The sequence below is a fragment of the Pseudomonas sp. FP215 genome, assembly GCF_030687795.1.
GTDB classification, from domain to species: Bacteria; Pseudomonadota; Gammaproteobacteria; order Pseudomonadales; family Pseudomonadaceae; genus Aquipseudomonas; species Aquipseudomonas salmasensis.
Window position 1 is genome coordinate 1,428,553 of sequence record NZ_CP117447.1, and the last position, 20,555, is coordinate 1,449,107.

Genomic DNA, 20,555 nt, shown 5'->3' on the forward strand with positions numbered 1-20,555 from the left:
GCTCACCTCTTGCTCTTGATGGCAGTGCCGAGCACTTGCAGGTAGGAAACCAGCGCGTCCATCTCGGTCTTGCCCTTGAGGCTGGCGACCGCGCCATTGATGTCGTCGTCGGTGTACGGCACGCCGAGGGTGCGCATCACTTTCAGCTTGGTCTCGGTGTGGCTGCTGTCGACGGCGGCGGTGACCAGCCAGGGGTAGGCCGGCATTTTCGACTCCGGCACCACGTTGCGCGGGTTGTACAAGTGCGCGCGGTGCCAGTCGTCCGAGTAGCGTGCGCCGACGCGGGCCAGGTCCGGGCCGGTACGTTTGGAGCCCCACAGGAACGGGTGGTCCCACACGCTTTCGCCAGCCACCGAATAGTGGCCGTAGCGCTCGGTCTCGGCGCGGAACGGGCGGATCATCTGCGAATGGCACTGTACGCAGCCTTCGCGGATGTAGATGTCGCGGCCTTCCAGTTGCAGCGCGGTGTAGGGCTTCATGCCTTCGACCGGCTTGTTGGTCACGTCCTGGAAGAACAGCGGGACGATCTGGGTCAGGCCACCGATGCTCACGGCGAGCACCATCAGCAGCATCAACAGGCCGACGTTCTTTTCAATCGTTTCGTGTTTCATCATCGACTCCTCAGGCCATCTGCGCGGCAGCGGTGACTTCGGCAGGTTGCGCCGAACGCACGGTGCGCCATGTGTTGTAAGCCATCAGGAACATGCCGCTGAGGAAGATCGCACCGCCCACCAGACGCACGATGAAGCCTGGGTGGCTGGCCACCAGGGTTTCGACGAAGGAGTAGGTGAGGGTGCCGTCTTCGTTGACCGCACGCCACATCAGGCCCTGGGCGATGCCGTTGACCCACATCGAGGCGATGTAGAGCACGGTGCCGATGGTGGCCAGCCAGAAGTGCGCGTTGATCAGGCCGAGGCTGTACATCTGCTCGCGACCGAAGATTTTCGGGATCATGTGGTACAGCGCGCCGATGGAGATCATCGCCACCCAACCCAGCGCGCCGGCGTGTACGTGGCCGATGGTCCAGTCGGTGTAGTGGGAGAGGGCGTTGACGGTCTTGATCGCCATCATCGGGCCTTCGAAGGTCGACATGCCATAGAACGCCAGGGAGACCACCAAAAAGCGCAGGATCGGGTCGCTGCGCAGCTTATGCCAGGCGCCCGAGAGGGTCATCATGCCGTTGATCATGCCGCCCCAGCTCGGTGCCAGCAGCACCAGCGACATCACCATGCCCAGGGACTGTGCCCAGTCCGGCAGGGCGGTGTAGTGCAAGTGGTGCGGGCCGGCCCAGATGTACAGGGTGATCAGCGCCCAGAAGTGCACGATGGACAAACGATACGAATACACCGGGCGTTCGGCCTGCTTGGGCACGAAGTAATACATCATGCCGAGGAAGCCCGCAGTGAGGAAAAAGCCTACGGCGTTATGCCCATACCACCACTGCACCATGGCATCCGTCGCACCGCCGTACAGCGAGTAGGACTTGGTCAGGCTGACCGGGATTTCCAGGTTATTGACGATATGCAAAATGGCCACGGTGATGATGAACGCGCCGAAGAACCAGTTGCCCACATAGATGTGCTTGGTCTTGCGTTTCATGATCGTGCCGAAGAACACGATGGCGTAGGCGACCCAGACAATGGTGATCAGGATGTCGATCGGCCATTCCAGTTCGGCGTATTCCTTGGAGCTGGTGTAGCCCAGTGGCAGGCTGATCGCGGCCAGCAGGATCACAAGCTGCCAGCCCCAGAAGCAGAACGCGGCGACTTTCGGCGCGAACAGCTGTGTCTGGCAGGTGCGTTGCACCGAGTAAAAGGAGCTGGCGAACAGCGCACAGCCACCGAACGCGAAGATCACCGCGTTGGTGTGCAAAGGGCGCAGGCGGCCGAAGCTGGTCCAAGGCAAATCGAAGTTGAGCGCAGGCCAAACCAATTGGGCAGCGAGAAAAACCCCGAGCCCCATGCCGACGATGCCCCACACCACCGTCATAATGGCGAATTGGCGGACCACCTTGTAGTTATAGGCGGTACTTAAAGTAGTGTTCATGGTTCCCCATCCACGGTTCAACCCAAGCAAGTGCGGCACTTGGGCTGGAGTTATAGGCAGACTAAAAAGCGAGGCAAGCATGGGCAAAGAGCACAAGGCCAGTATTGACGGGGATCAATGGGCGCAGTGTGTACGGGAACATGGCTGGTTGTGGGATGTCGCCACGGGCACGACGTCGGGTGAGCCGGTCACGCTGATCCTGGCCCATGGCGCCGGCGCACCGATGGACTCGGCGTTCATGAACGACATGGCTGCACGCCTTGCCGGGCATGGCGTGAGCGTGTTGCGCTTCGAGTTCCCGTACATGGCCCAGCGCCGTGTGGACGGCGGCAAACGCCCGCCGAATCCGGCGCCGAAACTGCTGGAGGCGTGGCGTGAGGTGTATGCCCAGGTGCGACGTCATGTCGCTGGGAAACTGGCGATTGGCGGCAAGTCGATGGGCGGGCGCATGGCCAGTTTGTTGGCCGATGAATTGGGCGCCGATGGGTTGGTGTGCCTGGGCTATCCGTTCTACGCGGTGGGCAAGCCAGAGAAACCCCGTGTGGAGCATTTGGCTGCGCTGAAGACGCCCACCTTGATAGTGCAGGGCGAGCGCGATGCCTTGGGCAATCGGGCGGCGGTGCAGGGTTATGAGTTGTCACAGAGTATCGAGGTGATGTGGCTGGTGGCGGGGGATCATGACTTGAAGCCGCTGAAGGCTTCTGGGTTCAGCCATGAGCAGCATCTGGAGGCGGCGGCGGTGCAGGTGGCTGAGTTTCTCAGGGCCTGTTAGGGCCCTATCGGGGCATAGGTATCTACACAACTTCGGTACGACGCTGACCCTGTGGCGAGGGAGCTTGCTCCCGTGACGGCCTGACTGCCAACGACTCTCTAAATGATACAACGCGATCCAAATGTGGGAGCGGGCTTGCTCGCGAAGACGGCCTAACAGTCAACACAGTTGGACCGTGTACATATCCATTCCTGCGGTAACGGCCACTTAGGGTTCCGCCCTGACGGCGGCTCACTTTTGAAAAGCGCAAAAGTAAGCAAAACGCTCTTGCCCCACCACTCGGCACCTCGCTTGGGCTCGGTGTGCCCGTAATCCGCCAGTGATTTGGGGGGTCGCCGCCACGCGCCATCCATGGCGCGGGGCGGCTAAACCGGCATCCTTGCCGGTTTACCCCCCAAATCCCTGTCGAATTCCGGCCAGCGTGGTTTAACGGGGCGCCTAAGATCAAAAGCAAGATCAAGAGCTACTCGCTTCGCATCGTGGTTACCGTTTGCGCCTACAGCTCACAGAGTTGTGTAGATACTTATGCCTATCGGGGGCAAGCCCCCTCCTACATTGGAAATGCCGTCCAATGTGGGAGCTGGCTTGCCTGCGATAGCGGTTTATCGGTTAAAACGCTCCACCAGCGAGTACTGAGTATTCGCCGTATGAGTCAGTTCTTCACTCAACTGCGCCGAGTTCATCGCCTGCTCCGAGGTCTGGTCCGCCAACAGCGCAATGGTGCTGATGTTACGGCTGATCTCCTCGGCCACCGCGCTTTGCTCTTCGGTAGCAGCGGCAATCTGGGTGGTCATGTCGGTGATATTGGCCACCGCCTCACTGATGCCCACCAAGGCCTGGTCCGCTTCCATCACCCGCGCTACACCTTCTTCAGCCTGGCGGTGCCCGGCGTCCATGGTTTGCACGGCCGCGCTGGCGGTTTGCTGCAGCTTGGCGATCAGGGTATGGATCTGCCCGGTGGATTCGGCCGTACGCTGTGCCAGTTGGCGCACTTCATCGGCGACCACCGCAAAACCACGGCCCATCTCACCGGCCCGCGCGGCTTCGATGGCGGCGTTAAGGGCCAGCAGGTTGGTCTGGTCGGCGATGCCTTTGATCACATCAACCACGCCGCCGATTTCATCGCTGTCCTTGGCCAGTTGCGTGACGGTCACACCGGTCTCCCCAACGGCTGCCGAAAGACGCTGAATCGCCTCGCGAGTTTCCCCGGCGATATCGCGGCCGCGCCCGGTCAGGCGATTGGCTTCCTGGGTGGCATCGGCGGTGCGCTGCACGTGGCTGGCCACTTCCTGGGTGGTCGCCGCCATCTGGTTCACCGCAGTGGCCACCTGTTCGGTTTCCACGCGCTGGCGTTCCAGGCCGCTGGAGCTGTTGTGTGCCAGGGTGTTGGACTGCGCCGCCTGATCGTTGAGGTGCTCGGCGGTGTCTTGCAGGCGGGTAAGGCAGGTCTTCAGACGCGCTTCCTGGCTGAGGATCGACATTTCCAGGCGCGCTTGTGCGCCACGGCTGTCGGTGTACATCTGCGCGATCAACGGGTCGGACGTGGTCTGTTCGGCCAGGCGCAGCAAACGCTTGAGGCCGCGCTGCTGCCAGCTCAGGCCCAGCAGGCCCAACGGCACCGACAGCGCCGCTGCCAGGGCAAAGCCCCATTGGGAGGTGAGGGTGGCGCCGATCATGAAGCTCAGTTGGCTGACCAGGATAAACGGCAGCCAGTCCTGCAACACCGGCAGCCACTTGTCCCGCTGGGGAACGGCCGACTTGCCCTGGTTGATGCGTTGATAGAGCGCTTCGGCCCGGCGGATCTGCTCGGCGGTGGGCTTGATGCGCACCGATTCGTAGCCGATCACCTGGTTACCGTCGAAGACCGGCGTCACATAGGCGTTCACCCAGTAGTGGTCACCGGTCTTGCAGCGATTCTTGACGATGCCCATCCATGGCAAGCCTTGTTTGAGCGTGGACCACATATGCGCGAACACGGCCGGCGGCACATCCGGGTGACGCACCAGGTTGTGTGGGGCGCGGATCAGTTCTTCACGGGTGAACCCACTGATTTCGACAAAGGCGTCGTTGCAGTAGGTAATCACACCCTTGGCATCCGTGGTGGAGATCAACCGTTGCTGAGCGGGGAAGGTACGTTCGCGCTGGGTAACGGGTTGGTTATTACGCATGATTGTTCAATCCGCAAGGCTTTCAGGGGGTATCGGCCATGGGGGGCATTTATTTAACTTATTTTTGCAACAATCCTGCGAACGGCGTTGCCCCTGTAGGAGCGAGCTTGCTCGCGAAGCACCCAAGGGCAACGCGTTCATTCAGGATGCCCGCGTCAGCGTTGAAGTGCTTCGCGAGCAAGCTCGCTCCTACAGAAGAAAGGTTTAGCCGGCGAGCATCGGGTAGGTGAACAGGCCGAAGTGCAGCAGATTCAAGCCAAAATGCGTGGCAATCGCCGCGCCGAGCCCGCCAAAGCGATACGCCAGGCCGTAACCCACGCCGGCAATACTCGCCAGCAGCATCCACTGCCAACCCGCAGCAAAATGCACCAGGCCGAATAACAGTGAGGCCAGCAGCAGCGCGAGGTTTTCGCCATAGGGCAGGTGTTTGAAGCGTCGGCTCAGGCCGCCCTGGATATACCCGCGAAACAGCGCTTCTTCGACCAGCGTCACCAGCAGCAGGTTATTCAACACCCACAGCCACGCCTCGTCCGGCCACTTGGGCGCCCAACTGATCATCCCCATCAGGGCCGCGCCACCCAAGGCGGCGATAGCGGCCAGGGTCAGGGCCACGGCCGTGACGCAGATCGACAGGCGCAATGAGCGCCGCGCCACAATCCACGGGCAGGCCAGCAACAGCCAGAAGCCGATCAGAGGTTTGTCCTGGTTCAGGTACATCGAGAAGGGCACTGAGTCCGGAGTGAAACGCTGGGGCGCAATACCGCGACCGTTATAGAACCCCGGCAACCAGTGCATCGCCAGGCCCAGGGCCAGGACGATAAACAAACCGTGGCCCAGGTAGCGCGCCCAAGGGTTGCGTTGCTGGCGTACGGCATACCCGGCCACCAGCAGCAGTGCGATGGAGACCGCCGCCAGTACGCCCAGTTGGCCGTAGATCAAGGCCACGACATAGCCAATGGAAAGTAGGGTGAGGTACAGCCAGGGCAAAGCAATCATGTGAAATCCTTCGAAAAATCCGGGCGGCATTATAGCGAGTGGCCAGGTTCTAGGGCATGAAAACGCCTCCACGTACAAGGCAAGGGGGAAAGGATTGCAAAATGTATTTGCGGCTGGTTATAGTCATCGCGTCTTTATCCCTTCAAAAAGATCAGCACATGCCAGCTTCCCAGCGCATAGCGGTAGTCGATTCAGCGGTCAACGCTGTGGTCGTGCCGTGCCGTGGCAAGCAGCCTGCGCAGATCAGTCACTACCCCCCACCTGTCAGTAGCACGCCGGTGTACGCAGTCGTATCACCGCCGGGTGTTGGCATTTCGGGCTGATCAGCAATCCGCTGTTGCCCCGTGCCTGCCTGAAAAAACCTACTGAAATTCAGTTTCTACTGAGTCGGCTTTTGGCCTGATAACAGGTGGTAACCATGTCTTTGCTTTCGAAACAATCCGTGGCCGCGGCGGCCTCGACGAGCGTGTTTGTCCTGCTGTGGAGCAGCGGGGCGATATTCTCCAAGTTGGGCCTGGCCCATGCTTCGCCCTTTGTCTTTCTGCTGATCCGCTTTGCCATCGCCCTGATGGGGTTGGTGGTGCTGGTACCGATCCTCAAGTTGAAGCTGCCACGTCCCGGCAAGCCCCTGCTGTATGCGGCGGCGACGGGCCTGGTATTGCTGGGGGCCTACCAGATTTTCTATCTGCTGGCCCTGGACCTCAACGTCACCCCTGGGGTGATGGCGACCATCATGGGCGTGCAGCCGATCCTTACAGTGGTGCTGATGGAGCGCCAACGCTCCTGGCGCCGGCTGTTTGGCCTGGGGTTGGGGTTGGCGGGCTTGATCATGGTGGTTTACCAAGGCATCGGGCTGGCGGGCATGTCCCTGGCGGGGATGCTGTTCGGGTTGCTGGCGCTGGCGAGCATGACGTTTGGCTCGATCATGCAAAAGCGCATCACCGACAACCCCTTGGGTACGTTGCCCCTGCAATACCTGGCCGGGTTGCTGCTATGCGCGGTGTTCGTGCCGTTCCAGCCGTTCCATTTTGAACACAGTGCACGTTTTTACCTGCCGGTGCTGTGGATGGGGCTGGTGGTGTCCGTGCTGGCGACGTTGTTGCTGTACCGCCTGATTGCCCGGGGCAACCTGGTGAATGTCACCAGTTTGTTTTATCTGGTGCCGGCGGTAACCGCGGTGATGGACTACCTGATCTTCGGCAATCGCCTGGCCTTGTTGAGCGTACTGGGAATGGCGTTGATCATCGTAGGCTTGGTCTTCGTGTTCCGTAAGCACTAAACCCACCCCTTGTAGGAGCGAGCTTGCTCGCGAAGAACGTCAACGATAACGAGGGCATCCTGAATGAACAGGGTGCTCTCGGGTTTTTCGCGAGCAAGAACTAGGCGTCCCCCTCGCTCCTACAATAGTGAAGTGGTCATTTGGTGCGGCGCAGCACCAACCACAACGCCCCGGCGATCAACACCCCGCCATACAGATGAGCCATGGACAATGGCTCATCCAACAACAACGCCCCCCACAACACGCCGAACGGCGGAATCATAAAGGTCACGGTCATCGACTTGACCGGGCCAATGGATGACAGCAGGCGGAAATACAGGATGTAGGCAAACGCCGTACACACCAGCCCCAATCCCAGTAGCGACGACCACACCTGCCAGCCGCCCCAACTCGCGGGTGGATGGCTGATGGCGCTGTAGGCAAAGAACGGCAACAGGAACAACGTCGCCCCCAACATGCTACCCAAGGCCGAGAGACGGCTGTCCAACCCGCCGCGCTGGTCCAGCCAACGCCGCGCCAGGAAACCGGCAAAGCCATAGCAGGTGGTTGCCAGCAGGCACGCCAACGCGCCCATCAATAATTCCAGATCAAAGGCCACCGGCCCCGCACGTGTGAGCACGGCAACGCCAAACAGCCCCAAGGCGACACCCGCGATTTTCGACAGCGTCAGGCGTTCGCTGAAAAACAATCCGCCAATCAATACACCCATCAGCGGTGTGGTGGCGTTGAAAATCGCCGAATAGCCCGCCGGCAGTACCTGCGCCGCCACCGAGTACATAGTCGCGGGAATCCCCGAGTTGATCACCCCCAGCAGCAAGACCGTCTTGAACTTGCCCTGGAAATCCCAGCTCACGCGCATCATCGCCAGGATCACCAATAAACCCGCGGCGGCAATCGACACGCGGAAAAACGCGGTGGGCACCGTGCCGATTTCCGGCGCGATCATGCGCATGAACAGGAAACTCGCGCCCCAGATGGCAGCCAGCCCCAGCAGATACAGGGTGTCAACAGGTCTCACGGAAAACTCCTACGCCAATCGGGCGCAGAAGTGTTGCCCAGCGGGCAGGTCGGCACAATGGCTAATTGCAGTCAGTTCGCCCCCGTGCAAAATCATTCTTCTCCTGCCTCGGTTCACTGGCTAAGCTCTGGGCTTCCAGATACCCGTTCGAGGTTCCCCGCATGTCGCAGTCTGCCCTCGCTATCGCCCGGATGATCCTCGACGGTTTCGACGATTACCGTGAGCACTTCCGCCAGATCACCGATGGTGCCCGTGAGCGCTTCGAGAAGGCCCAGTGGCAGCTGGGGCAGGCCGCGTCGGCGGCGCGCATCAACCTCTATGAGGAGAAAGTCGCTGAGGTGACGACCCGCCTGCGCGCCAGTTTTGACCCTGCGGCGTTGCAGGACATCGGCCAGTGGCCCTTGGTAAAAAACGCTTATATCGGCTTGATCGACCTGCGCTTTGACGATGAGCTGTCCGAGACCTGGTACAACTCGATCTTCTGCGGTTTGTTCAGCCATGACCTGATCAGCGACGGCTGCATGTTCATCCACACCACCCGGCCAAGCCTGCGCCGGGCGCGGGCGGCGCAAACCCGCATCTACACGCCGGCCGGTAAAATTTCGGACATGCTCGCGCAGGTGTTCTCTGACTACAGCTTCAGCGAGCCCTACGCCGACCTGCCCGCCGACCTGCGCCGCCTCGAAGCCCGGTTGCGGGAAAACCTGCCGGATTGGGTGTGCAAGGACCCAGACCTCAAGGTCGAGTTGTTTTCCTCGGTGCTGTACCGCAACAAAGGCGCCTACCTGGTGGGGCGCATCTACACCCGCGACGAACAATGGCCGCTGGTGATCCCGCTGCTGCACCGCGAAGGGCGTGGCATTCAGATCGATGCGTTGATCACCGACGAAGCCGACGTGTCGATCATCTTCTCGTTCACCCGTTCCTACTTCATGGTCGATGTACCGGTGCCCGCCGAGTTCATCGGCTTTCTCAAGCGCATCCTGCCGGGCAAGCACATTGCTGAGCTGTACACCTCCATCGGTTTCTACAAGCACGGCAAATCCGAGTTCTACCGCGCGCTGATCAACCACCTGGCTACCACCGACGACCAGTTCATCATGGCCCCCGGCGTGCGCGGCATGGTCATGAGCGTGTTCACGCTGCCGGGTTTCAATACGGTGTTCAAGATCATCAAGGACCGCTTCTCACCGTCAAAAAACGTCAACCGCGCCACGGTGATCGAAAAGTACCGCCTGGTGAAAAGCGTCGACCGGGTAGGGCGCATGGCCGATACCCAGGAGTTCGCCGACTTCCGCTTCCCCTTGAGCAAGTTCGAGCCCGAGTGCCTGGCCGAGTTGCTGGAAGTCGCCGCCGGTACTGTCGAAGTGGAGGGCGACACCGTGCTTATCCGCCACTGCTGGACCGAGCGACGCATGACCCCGCTCAACCTCTACCTCGACAACGCCAACCCCGCCCAGGTGCGCGAAGCATTGGAGGATTACGGCCTGGCGATCAAGCAATTGGCGGCGGCGAATATCTTCCCCGGCGACATGCTGCTGAAGAACTTTGGCGTCACCCGCCACGGCCGCGTGGTGTTCTACGACTACGACGAAATTTGCTTTCTCACCGAAGCCAACTTCCGCCATATCCCCGCGCCGCGTACCCCCGAGGATGAAATGGCCTCCGAGCCCTGGTACTCCATCGGCCCGCTGGACGTGTTCCCCGAAGAGTTCCCGCCGTTCCTGTTTGCCGACGCCGGGCAACGCCGGTTGTTCGATGAGCTGCATGGCGAGTTGTACAACGCTGATTACTGGAAGGGCCTGCAGGACGCGATTCGTGCCGGCAAGGTGATCGACGTCTTCCCCTACCGCCGCAAAGACCCGCTATAACCTATTCCCACATTTTGGTTCGGTTTACACCCGTTGAAGCTCAACCGCCTGCCAGATGGGCTGCTTTTCTGCCACACTTGCCGGCCGTGCATAAATAGATGACCGTCGAAATAGCTGATGACTGACCAAGCACCCACCCTCGACCAACTGCTCAAAACCCTCGATCACGCCATGCTCGCCGACCGCCACCGCTTGCGGCGCCAGTTGCTTGAGCTGCGCAAGAAGCCCGACGAGGACAAAATGGCGCAGTGGGTGGCGCGCATGCAGGCATCTTGCGCGCAGGTTACGGCGCGGCGCGCCAGCCTGCCGGTGATTCGCTACGACGACAGCCTGCCGATTGCCGCCAAGCGCGATGAGATCAAAGACGCGCTGAACAAGCACCAGGTGCTGATCATCGCCGGTGAGACCGGCTCGGGTAAAACCACGCAGTTGCCAAAAATCTGCCTGGAAATCGGCCGCGGCCAGTTCGGCCTGATCGGCCATACCCAGCCGCGTCGGATCGCCGCGCGCAGTGTCGCCAGCCGCGTCGCTGAAGAACTGGCCACACCACTGGGCGCGTTGGTTGGCTATCAAGTGCGCTTTGAAGACCAGAGCGATGCCAACACCCTGATCAAGCTGATGACCGACGGCATCCTGCTGGCCGAAACCCAGAACGACCGTTACCTGGAACGCTACGACACGATCATCGTCGACGAAGCCCACGAACGCAGCCTGAACATCGACTTCCTGCTCGGCTACCTCAAGACCCTGTTGCCGCGTCGCCCCGACCTGAAAGTCATCATCACCTCGGCCACCATCGATCTGGAGCGCTTTTCCAAGCATTTTGACGATGCGCCGATTGTCGAGGTGTCGGGCCGTACCTTCCCGGTGGACACCTGGTATCGCCCGCTCACCTTGGAACAGGACGAGGAGGGCAACCGCGTCGAGGACGACCTGACTGTCGACCAGGCGATCCTTGCTACCCTCGATGAAATCGCCGCCTATGAACGCAGCGAACGCCGCAGCCCTGGCGACGTACTGGTGTTTTTGCCCGGCGAGCGCGAGATTCGTGACGCGGCCGACATGCTGCGCAAGGCCCAGCTCAAGCACACCGAGATTTTGCCGTTGTACGCACGGCTGTCGCCGGCCGAGCAGCAGCGCATTTTCCAGTCCCACCCGGGCCGGCGGGTGGTACTGGCGACCAACGTCGCGGAAACCTCGCTGACCGTGCCGGGCATTCGCTACGTGATCGACAGCGGCACGGCGCGCATCAGCCGCTACAGCTACCGCGCCAAGGTGCAGCGTTTGCCAATCGAGGCGATTTCCCAGGCCAGCGCCAACCAGCGTAAAGGCCGTTGCGGCCGGGTTGAGCCGGGTATTTGCGTACGCCTGTACAGCGAAGAAGATTTTATCGGGCGCCCGGAATTTACCGACCCGGAGATCCTGCGTACCAACCTCGCGGCCGTGATCCTGCAGATGCTGCACCTGCGCCTGGGCGAGATCACCGATTTCCCGTTTATCGAACCGCCGGATGGCAAGGCCATCAGCGACGGTTTCAACCTGCTGCAAGAACTCTCGGCGGTCGACCGCAACAGCCAGCTCACACCCTTGGGTCGCCAGCTCGCCCGCTTGCCGGTGGACCCGCGCATGGGCCGCATGTTGCTGGAAGCGGCCAAGCTCGGCAGTTTGCAGGAAGTGTTGATCGTCGCCAGCGCCATGTCGATCCAGGACCCGCGCGAGCGGCCGCCAGAGCGTCAACAAGCGGCCGACCAGGCCCACGCCCAGTGGAAAGACCCGGATTCGGACTTCGCCGGGTTGGTCAACCTGTGGCGCGGTTTCGAGGAGCAGCGCCAGGAACTGACCGCCAGCCCGTTGCGCAACTGGTGCCGCAAGAACTTCCTCAACTACTTGCGTTTGCGCGAGTGGCGCGACTCCCATCGCCAATTGAGCCTGATCTGCCGCGACATGCAGCTGAGCCTCAACAAAGAGCCCGCCGACTATCCAAAGCTGCATAAAGCCGTGTTGTCCGGCCTGCTCAGCCAGATCGGCCAGAAGACCGAAGACGGCGACTACCTCGGGGCGCGGCAGCGACGTTTCTGGATTCACCCGTCTTCGGGCATCGGCAAGAAACGCCCGCAATGGCTGATGACCGCCGAACTGGTGGAAACCACCAAGCTCTATGCACGCATGGTGGCGAAAATCGACGCGGATTGGATCGAACCGCTGGCCGGGCACCTGATCAAGAAAAACCACTTCGAACCCCATTGGGAGAAGAAGCGCGGCCAGGTGGTGGCCTTTGAGCAGATCACCCTGTTCGGGCTGATCGTGGTCGGGCGCCGGCCGGTGCATTACGGGCCGATTGACCCGGCGGTGTCCCGCGAGTTGTTTATTCGTGAAGGCCTGGTGCGCGGCGAGATTCAGTCCCGGGCCAAATGCCTGACGGCCAACCAGAAACTGCTGGAGCAACTCGACGAGCTGGAAGCCAAGGCCCGCCGTCGCGACATCCTGGCCGACGAAGAAACCCTCTACGCCTTCTACGATGCGCGCCTGCCCGCAGAGATTCACCAGACCGCCACTTTTGACAGTTGGTACAAGGTCAACAGCCAGAAAGACCCACAACTGCTGATCATGCGCGAAGAAGACGTACTGGCCCGCGAGGCCAGTGAAGTCACCGCCGCGCATTACCCGGACACCTTGCACCTGGGCGACCTGGCCCTGGCGTTGAGTTACCACTTCGAACCCAACCATCCCCGTGACGGCGTGACCTTGCGGGTGCCGGCGCCGTTGTTACCGGCGTTGCCAGCCGAGCGCCTGGAGTGGCTGGTGCCGGGGTTGATCGAGGCCAAGTGCATCGCCCTGGTGCGCAACTTGCCCAAGGCGCTGCGCAAAAACTTTGTGCCGGTGCCGGACTTCGTCAAGGCCGCGCTGCAACGCATCGAATTCGGCCAGGGCTCGCTGCCCCAGGCGCTGGGGCGTGAATTGCTGCGCATGACCGGCGCGCGGGTCAGCGATGAGGCGTGGGCGGAGGCGGCGCAGCAGGTGGAAAACCACCTGAAGATGAACCTGGAAGTGGTCGACGGCCAGGGCAAGTTCCTCGGCGAAGGCCGCGACCTGGCCGAGCTGACCGCACGGTTCGCCGAAGCCAGCCAGGCCGCCTTGGCCGTGCCGCAAACCGCGAAAAGCCAGCAGCCGGTAGAGGCCAAGGTGTTTGCGGCGGTGGCGCAAAAAACCCAGCAGAACATCGCCGGTCTATCGATGACGGTGTACCCGGCCCTGGTGGAAGAGAACGGCACGGTCAAGGAGGGGCGTTTCTCTACCGCTGCCGAAGCCGAGTTCCAGCACCGTCGCGCCTTGCAGCGCCTGCTGATGCAGCAATTGGCGGAACCGGCGAAATTCCTGCGTGGCAAATTGCCAGGCTTGACCGAGTTGGGCTTGATGTACCGCGAACTGGGGCGCATTGACGCGCTGGTGGAAGACATCCTGCTGGCTAGCCTCGATACCTGCGTACTCGAAGGCGAAGACAGCCTGCCACGCGATGGCGCGGGTTTGGCGGCCTTGGCTGAGCGCAAGCGCGGCAGTTGGACTGAGCACGCCGAACGCCTGGCGCGCCTGACCCTGGAGGTGCTGAAACTCTGGCACGGCCTGCAAAAACGCTTTAAGGGCAAGATCGACCTGGCCCAGGCCGTGGCCTTGAACGATATCAAGCAGCAACTGAGCAACCTGGTGTACCCAGGCTTTGTGCGGGAAACCCCGGCCCAATGGTTCAAGGAACTGCCGCGTTTCCTCAAGGCCATCGAGCTGCGCCTGGAAAAACTGCCGAGCCAGGTGCAAAAGGACCGGGTGTGGAGCAGCGAATTGGGCGGCCTATGGGCGCAGTACCAGAACCGCTTGAACAAACACACCCAGGAAGGCAAGCGCGACCCGCAGTTGGAGCTGTACCGCTGGTGGCTGGAAGAATACCGGGTGTCGCTGTTTGCTCAACAACTGGGCACCAAAGTGCCGATTTCCGACAAGCGTTTGAGCAAGCAATGGAGCCAGGTAGAGCCCTGAACCCCTGTAGGAGCGAGCTTGCTCGCGAAAAACGTCAACGATAACGCGGGTATCCTGGATAAACGCGTTGCCTGTGGGTTCTTCGCGAGCAAGCTCGCTCCTACAGGCATCAGGGCAAGCCCCGCCCCAAATGGGATGTTTGTTTGGCCTATAGCGCCAAATCCCCGGGGTTGTGGCAAACTTCGCGGTTACAAGAGTGAATAAAAGCATTGCCAGTTTGATGCCCGCTGGATGACATCAAACCACTTTAAGTTTGGTACGACGGTACCAATATCTTCTGCCTGACAGATTTAGAGGAACGACCGTGCATAACGTCGTCATCAGCGGCACTGGCCTGTACACCCCGGCCAACAGCATTTCCAACGAAGAGCTGGTGCAGTCTTTCAATGCCTACGTACAACAGTTCAATGCCGACAACGCCGCCGCTATCGAACGTAGCGATGTGCAGGCGCTGACTGAGTCGAGCGCGGCATTCATCGAAAAAGCATCCGGCATCAAGAGCCGTTTTGTGATGGACAAGGACGGCATCCTCGATCCGCAGCGCATGGCCCCACGCCTGCCCGAGCGCAGCAACGACGAATGGTCGGTGCTTTGCCAGATGGCCATCGGTGCCGCCGAACAAGCCCTGCAGCGCGCCGGCAAGACCGCCGCCGACATCGACGGCGTGATCGTCGCCTGCTCCAACCTGCAACGCGCCTACCCGGCGATCGCCATCGAAGTCCAGGAAGCCTTGGGTATCCAAGGCTTCGGTTTCGACATGAACGTGGCGTGCTCCTCGGCCACCTTCGGCATCCAGAACGCGGCCAACAGCATCCAGTTGGGCCAGGCCCGGGCGATCCTGATGGTCAACCCAGAAGTCTGCACCGGCCACCTGAACTTCCGTGACCGTGACAGCCACTTCATCTTCGGCGATGCCGCCACGGCGGTGATCCTGGAGCGTGCTGACCTGGCGACATCCGAGCATCAGTTCGACGTGGTGAGCACCAAGCTGCTGACCAAGTTCTCCAACAACATTCGCAACAACTTCGGTTTTCTCAACCGCACGGCGGAAGAGGGTATCGGCGCCCCCGACAAGCTGTTCGTGCAGGAAGGCCGCAAGGTATTCCGTGATGTTTGCCCGATGGTGGCCGAATTGATCGGCGAACACTTGGCAGAAAACCAGCTGAGTGTCACCGATGTGAAGCGCTTCTGGCTGCACCAGGCCAACCTGAGCATGAACCACCTGATCGTGAAGAAGCTGCTGGGGCGCGACGCGTCGGTGGAAGAAGCGCCAGTGATCCTCGATACTTACGCCAATACCAGCTCGGCCGGCTCGGTGATTGCGTTCCACACTTATCAAGATGACCTGCCCAAGGGCGCGGTTGCGGTACTCAGCTCCTTTGGCGCCGGGTATTCGATTGGCAGTGTGATCCTGCGCAAACGCTGAGTGTGTGGCCGGGCGCGGTCAACTGTGGGAGCTGGCTTGCCTGCGAAGGCATCGGCTCGGTGTGCCTGATTCACCGAGTTGTCTGGATCGCAGGCAAGCCAGCTTCCACATTGACCGTATTTCCACGGCAAGATTGAGGTAAACGATGGCAGCAGCGGACGACACGCACCTGCTTCAACGCCTGCTCAAGGGTGAGCAGCGGGCTTATAAGGATTTGGTCAACACCTACCAGAGTGCAATGCGGGCAGTGGCCTATGCCATCGTCGGCCAGCGCCACGCCGACGAAGTCGTGCAAGACGCCTGGCTTTCCGTGGTGCGCAACCTGGCCAAGTTCGAAGGGCGATCAAGCCTCAAGACGTGGTTATTGACCATTACTGCCAACTCCGCAAAGAGTCGTTACAAACAAAATCGTCGGGAAGTGCTGCTCGATGATTTGCCCTCACCCCACGGCACTATCGGTGATGACCGCTTCAGCCCGGATGATGGCCATTGGGCTGTCGCCCCGTATGCCTGGCACCAGGACACCCCGGAAGCGCTGCTGACCGAAGATGAATTGCGCAAATGCCTGGAGCATACGATTCTGAGTTTGTCCGAATTGCAAAGCAGCGTGCTGGTGTTGCGTGAACGCCAGGGCCTGGAGCTGGAAGAGATCTGTAATCTTCTCACCCTTTCACTCTCCAACGTCCGTGTGCTGTTGCATCGAGCACGGCTTAAAGTCTTCGCCACGGTGGAGCATTTTGAGGAAACGGGCGAATGTTGACCTGTAAAGAGCAAGTAGCGCGTTCCAGTGACTATCTCGATGGGCAATTGACCTTTCGCGAGCGTCTGATGGTGCGTCATCACTTGATGTTTTGCCCGAACTGCCGGCGCTTTATCCGTCAGATGCGCCTGATGCAGGCGACGCTCAAGCGTATGCCGCAGGAGCCGGTGGAGGGTGTGGATGCGTTGGCTGAACAGCTGGCCGCCGAGCGCCGTAAAGACATCATGTAGGAGCGAGCTTGCTCGCGAAGAACCCACAGGCAACGCGATTATCCAGGATACCCGCGTTATCGTTGACGTTCTTCGCGAGCAAGCTCGCTCCTACATGTTAGGCATTAGAACTTGGCTTCAGCATCCAGCTGCAAGGTGTTGGTGTCGGCATCCCGCTGGGTCCGGCTGGCGAAGTCAGCCTTGGTCAGGAAGTAGGTGGCGCCGATGGCGAAGTTCTTGTCGATGTCGTAGCTGACTTTCATCTTGTGACCGCGCGAGCCGGTGGTGCCGTTGGCGAAGTCCGAATCGGTGAAGGCGCCTACGACGGCATTACGTTGAACGTCGCGGTAGTTGTAGTCCAGGTTCAAACCGAACACCTTGGACTTGGCACCCAGCAACCAGGCGGTGTCCTGATCGGTCACTGCATCGTTGTTTTTCACGTACTGACCGTAGAACGACAGCGGCACAGCCAGGCCACCGATGTCTGCTTGCGCAAAGCCTTCGTACAAGCGGAATTCATTGTTGGCCGAGTTGCCGTTGACCGCCAATGCGCAAGGCGTGGTGGTGGTTGTGCAGCGGCTGTCTTCGTCATTCTTGTAGGCGTAGATGCTGCCGCCCAAGGTCATTTTCAGGTTGTCGGTGACCGAGAAACGCGTACCCAACTGGCCGGACGTCAGGCGCAGGTCATGGCGAAATTGCACGCCGTCACCGTCCACGTTGTCCTTGAGGTTGTAGTTACCCAGGCTGCCGAACAGCTCAGCGCTGCTACCCAGCGGGTATTTGTAGGTGACGGCCAGGCCTTCAGGGTTGATGTCGCTATCCCAGATCACGTCGCCCATGTTCACCCACGGTTGCAGCATCTTGCCGCCGATCACGTGCAGGTTCTTGATCTGGTCCGGGTGGTAGTCGATGTAGCCGAGGTCCAGCCAGATCGACTTCTTATCGAAGTAGCCATCCTGGTCCTGGTTGGTGGAGCGTGCATCGTCGCCGCCGCCGGTGGCGATACGGATACCGGTGTCCACCTGCGGGTTGATTTCGGTGTAGGCACCCAGGCGTGCACGGATACGTTGACGGTCCTTGTCACGCCCACCGTTGTTGGGCTCGCCGTCGATCTTGATGGTTTCCTGGCGGAAGCGCACGTCACCCTTGAACTGGGTCTTGGCTGCCCAAGCCAATTTCTGGTCGAAGCTGCTCAGCTCGTTGGTTTTTTTCGCAGTGGCCGCGATCTGCTCGTTGGTCTCTTGCTGAGCCTGGCGAGCGATCTGCTGTTCTTTCTGATCCCTGGCCAGCTCCATTTGCAGTTCGGTGTACTGCGCCGCGGTGATCTGGCCGTTGGCCTTGAGCATGTCGAGCAATTTAGCGTCGACTGCAGCGCTGGCCGGAACGCTCAGTGCCAGCAACAGGCCGCCACACAGGACCGCCGCAGTTTTAGTGGAAGCAAGACGCATATCAATCTCCGAAAGTGAGGAGGGAGGGCAACACCCTCCAGGACACAACCGACCCATGACGGGCGGAAAAATGTCGCCCGGTAGACCCGGACGCTCTAAAAACTGGCGTCAGTATCGCGACCGTTTATGACGGAGTAGTGGCTAAGTGATTTCATCTAGATGACAAATCGTTTCGCTACGGAACTAAGGGTTTTGAGGTCTGTCCGCGTGTTTTGAGGATGTGCGCGCGGCTGTGATCAGCGATACTCGCCAGGTTTTCATGCCAAGAAACAATGAGGATGCCGATGCCGCTGCAACGCCTGGACAGCCTGTCCGATATCGCTGCGCACACGTGGGATGCCCTGATGCCAACGGCCCAGCCGTTTATGCAGCATGGGTTTCTGAGTGCGCTGGAAGACAGCGCCAGCGTCGGCCCGCATTCGGGCTGGCAGACGGAGCATTTGCTGCACTGGGAAGGCGACCGGCTGATGGCGGCATTGCCGGGTTATCGCAAATGGCATTCTTACGGCGAGTACGTGTTCGATCACGGCTGGGCCGACGCCTGCGAGCGCGCTGGCATCGACTACTATCCCAAGTTGCTGACGGCCGTGCCGTTCAGCCCGGTCGGTGGGCCGCGCGTGTTGGCTGCCAGTGCCGCAGACGCTTTTGAGTTGCTCAATAGCCTGCCGGGGTATCTGGAGATCGAGGGCTTGTCGAGCGCCCATATCAACTTTACCGATGCCCTCGCCGATGAAGCCATGGCCCAACACCCCGGCTGGTTGCAACGCCTGGGGTGTCAGTTTCATTGGCAGAACCGAGGCTACCGCGACTTCCAGGATTTCCTCGACGCCTTGAGTTCACGCAAGCGCAAACAGATGCGTAAAGAGCGTGAACAGGTGGCAGGGCAGGGTATCGAGTTCGAGTGGTTGCAAGGCCATGAGCTGAGCGAAGCCCAGTGGGATTTTGTCTACGCCTGCTACGCCAATACCTACGCGGTGCGCCGGCAATCACCCTACCTGACCCGCGCGTTTTTCAGCCTGCTGGCTGAGCGCATGCCCGCAGCCATCCGCGTAGTCTTGGCCAAACAAGGCACGCGGCCGGTGGCCATGGCCTTCAGCCTGCTTGGTGGCGACAGCTTCTATGGCCGCTACTGGGGTTGCCTGGCGGAATTCGACCGCCTGCATTTCGAAACCTGCTTCTACCAAGGCATGGACTACGCCATCGCCCACGGCCTGCAACGCTTCGATGCCGGTGCCCAGGGGGAGCACAAATTGATTCGCGGGTTTGAACCGGTGATTACGCGCTCATGGCACTATTTGCGCCACCCGGGGTTGAAGAACGCTGTGGAAGGTTTTCTTGAGCGAGAACGGGTGGGGGTTCTGGCGTATGCCGAAGAGGCGAGGGCGGCTTTGCCTTATCGGCAGGTCTGAATACTATGACGCAAACATCGAAAACTGATTGGGAGCGCCTGGCCAACATGAATGATAAAGAAATCGACACCAGCGATATTCCTGAGCTGGACGCCGAATTTTTCCGACGCGCCGAGTTACGTGTTCCGGTTAAGCAGGCGGTGACCATTCGACTGGATGCCGATGTTCTGGAGTGGTTCAAAGGTCAAGGCACCGGATATCAGACACGTATTAATCAATTGTTGCGTCAGTACATGCAAGCCCACCAGGGTTGAAGCGCATTCAATAGAGGTCAAGCCGTAAAACACCTTGTAGGAGCGAGCTTGCTCGCGAAGAACGTACAGGCGACGCGGGTTTACAGCTGTAAGCACTGCGTCATCGTTGGCGTTTTTCGCGAGCAAGCTCGCTCCTACAGGGATTGGGTCAAGCTGTTTTCTCTGCACCTAACCATCGGTAGGTGATGCCGCCGATCACCGCGCCGAGGATCGGCGCGAGCCAGAACAGCCACAACTGCTGCAGCGCCCAGCCGCCGACAATCAACGCAGGCCCTGTGCTGCGGGCCGGGTTGACCGAGGTGTTGGTCACCGGGATGGAGATCAGGTGGATCAGCGTCAATCCCAGGCCAATGGCGATGGGCGCGAAGCCTGCCGGGGCTCGACGGTCGGTGGCGCCAAGGATGATCAGCACGAACATCGCCGTCATTACCAGCTCACAGACAAAGCCTGCCGCCATGGAATAACCACCGGGTGAATGCTCGCCGTAACCATTGCTTGCCAGCCCGGAGGCCAGTTCGAACCCAGGCTTGCCGCTGGCGATGAAGTACAGCAGTGCGGCGGCGATGGCGCCACCGATCACTTGCGACACGATGTAGGCTGGCAACTCCTTGGCCGGGAACCTGCCGCCGACCACCAGCCCCACCGAGACGGCCGGGTTAAGGTGGCAGCCGCTGATATGCCCGATGGCAAACGCCATGGTCAGTACCGTGAGCCCGAAAGCCAGTGACACACCGAGCAGGCCGATGCCTACATTGGGGAACGCTGCGGCCAACACCGCACTCCCGCAGCCGCCCAACACCAGCCAAAACGTACCCAGTCCTTCCGTTACGGAACGTTTGAACAGTGACATGAACACTTCCTTAGATTGCT

16 protein-coding genes are annotated in these 20,555 nt (G+C 60.5%); 9 read left to right on the forward strand and 7 right to left on the reverse strand.

Features of this window, described 5'->3' with window-relative positions; genetic code table 11:
• Positions 1-2 precede the first annotated feature (2 nt).
• Together ccoO and ccoN are read right to left on the reverse strand one after the other, a co-directional pair.
• On the reverse strand, positions 3-611 hold the full coding sequence (gene ccoO / locus PSH76_RS06460) for a cytochrome-c oxidase, cbb3-type subunit II (protein ID WP_003193159.1): 609 nt from the start codon (positions 609-611) through the stop codon (positions 3-5).
• 10 nt (positions 612-621) lie between these two features.
• A complete protein-coding gene (gene ccoN, locus PSH76_RS06465; RefSeq protein WP_003193158.1) occupies positions 622-2,046 on the reverse strand; it encodes a cytochrome-c oxidase, cbb3-type subunit I in 1,425 nt (474 codons plus the stop codon).
• Positions 2,047-2,125: 79 nt separating this feature from the next.
• Here ccoN and PSH76_RS06470 point away from each other — a divergent pair, with 79 nt between their 5' ends.
• Positions 2,126-2,818 carry an alpha/beta family hydrolase gene (locus PSH76_RS06470; RefSeq protein WP_278918092.1) on the forward strand — a complete coding sequence of 231 codons (693 nt, stop codon included), beginning with the start codon at positions 2,126-2,128 and terminating at the stop codon, positions 2,816-2,818.
• A 602-nt stretch (positions 2,819-3,420) separates the two neighbouring features.
• Here PSH76_RS06470 and PSH76_RS06475 read toward each other — a convergent pair.
• Together PSH76_RS06475 and PSH76_RS06480 are read right to left on the reverse strand one after the other, a co-directional pair.
• Positions 3,421-4,986 carry a PAS domain-containing methyl-accepting chemotaxis protein gene (locus PSH76_RS06475; RefSeq protein ID WP_032895841.1) on the reverse strand — a complete coding sequence of 522 codons (1,566 nt, stop codon included), beginning with the start codon at positions 4,984-4,986 and terminating at the stop codon, positions 3,421-3,423.
• Between the two features lie 204 nt (positions 4,987-5,190).
• Positions 5,191-5,982 carry a CPBP family intramembrane glutamic endopeptidase gene (locus tag PSH76_RS06480; RefSeq protein ID WP_032895842.1) on the reverse strand — a complete coding sequence of 264 codons (792 nt, stop codon included), beginning with the start codon at positions 5,980-5,982 and terminating at the stop codon, positions 5,191-5,193.
• Between the two features lie 418 nt (positions 5,983-6,400).
• Between PSH76_RS06480 and PSH76_RS06485 the strand changes: the two genes are divergently transcribed.
• On the forward strand, positions 6,401-7,261 hold the full coding sequence (locus PSH76_RS06485; RefSeq protein ID WP_305493766.1) for a DMT family transporter: 861 nt from the start codon (positions 6,401-6,403) through the stop codon (positions 7,259-7,261).
• Positions 7,262-7,397: 136 nt separating this feature from the next.
• On the opposite strand, the gene PSH76_RS06490 is transcribed toward PSH76_RS06485, so the two are convergent.
• Positions 7,398-8,279, reverse strand: coding sequence for a DMT family transporter (locus tag PSH76_RS06490; protein ID WP_305493767.1), 882 nt, complete (start codon positions 8,277-8,279; stop codon positions 7,398-7,400).
• A gap of 161 nt (positions 8,280-8,440) precedes the next feature.
• Here PSH76_RS06490 and aceK point away from each other — a divergent pair, with 161 nt between their 5' ends.
• From aceK to PSH76_RS06515, 5 genes are all read left to right on the forward strand, one after another.
• Complete coding sequence (gene aceK, locus PSH76_RS06495) at positions 8,441-10,150, forward strand: bifunctional isocitrate dehydrogenase kinase/phosphatase (RefSeq protein ID WP_305493768.1); 1,710 nt, start codon at positions 8,441-8,443, stop codon at positions 10,148-10,150.
• Positions 10,151-10,267: 117 nt separating this feature from the next.
• Entirely contained in the window at positions 10,268-14,179 is a 3,912-nt protein-coding gene (gene hrpA / locus PSH76_RS06500; protein ID WP_305493769.1) for an ATP-dependent RNA helicase HrpA, read from the forward strand.
• Positions 14,180-14,483: 304 nt separating this feature from the next.
• Positions 14,484-15,605 (forward strand): beta-ketoacyl-ACP synthase III, encoded by a 1,122-nt coding sequence (locus tag PSH76_RS06505; protein ID WP_305493770.1) that lies wholly within the window; start codon positions 14,484-14,486, stop codon positions 15,603-15,605.
• A 145-nt stretch (positions 15,606-15,750) separates the two neighbouring features.
• Positions 15,751-16,365 carry an RNA polymerase sigma factor gene (locus PSH76_RS06510; RefSeq protein ID WP_032895849.1) on the forward strand — a complete coding sequence of 205 codons (615 nt, stop codon included), beginning with the start codon at positions 15,751-15,753 and terminating at the stop codon, positions 16,363-16,365.
• Positions 16,359-16,595: an anti-sigma factor gene (locus PSH76_RS06515; RefSeq protein WP_003193137.1), complete on the forward strand. Its 237-nt coding sequence runs from the start codon at positions 16,359-16,361 to the stop codon at positions 16,593-16,595. Before PSH76_RS06510 ends, PSH76_RS06515 begins: the two co-directional genes overlap by 7 nt.
• Positions 16,596-16,699: 104 nt before the next feature.
• On the opposite strand, the gene PSH76_RS06520 is transcribed toward PSH76_RS06515, so the two are convergent.
• Complete coding sequence (locus tag PSH76_RS06520) at positions 16,700-18,022, reverse strand: putative porin (protein WP_003193136.1); 1,323 nt, start codon at positions 18,020-18,022, stop codon at positions 16,700-16,702.
• A 284-nt stretch (positions 18,023-18,306) separates the two neighbouring features.
• Between PSH76_RS06520 and PSH76_RS06525 the strand changes: the two genes are divergently transcribed.
• Both PSH76_RS06525 and PSH76_RS06530 read left to right on the forward strand, forming a co-directional pair.
• The gene (locus PSH76_RS06525; RefSeq protein WP_305493771.1) at positions 18,307-19,431 is read left to right on the forward strand and encodes a GNAT family N-acetyltransferase; all 1,125 of its coding nucleotides are present in this window, start codon (positions 18,307-18,309) and stop codon (positions 19,429-19,431) included.
• A 5-nt stretch (positions 19,432-19,436) separates the two neighbouring features.
• On the forward strand, positions 19,437-19,685 hold the full coding sequence (locus PSH76_RS06530) for a BrnA antitoxin family protein (protein ID WP_032895852.1): 249 nt from the start codon (positions 19,437-19,439) through the stop codon (positions 19,683-19,685).
• A gap of 148 nt (positions 19,686-19,833) precedes the next feature.
• On the opposite strand, the gene aqpZ is transcribed toward PSH76_RS06530, so the two are convergent.
• A complete protein-coding gene (aqpZ, locus tag PSH76_RS06535; protein WP_044275039.1) occupies positions 19,834-20,535 on the reverse strand; it encodes an aquaporin Z in 702 nt (233 codons plus the stop codon).
• Between the last annotated feature and the right edge of the window lie 20 nt (positions 20,536-20,555).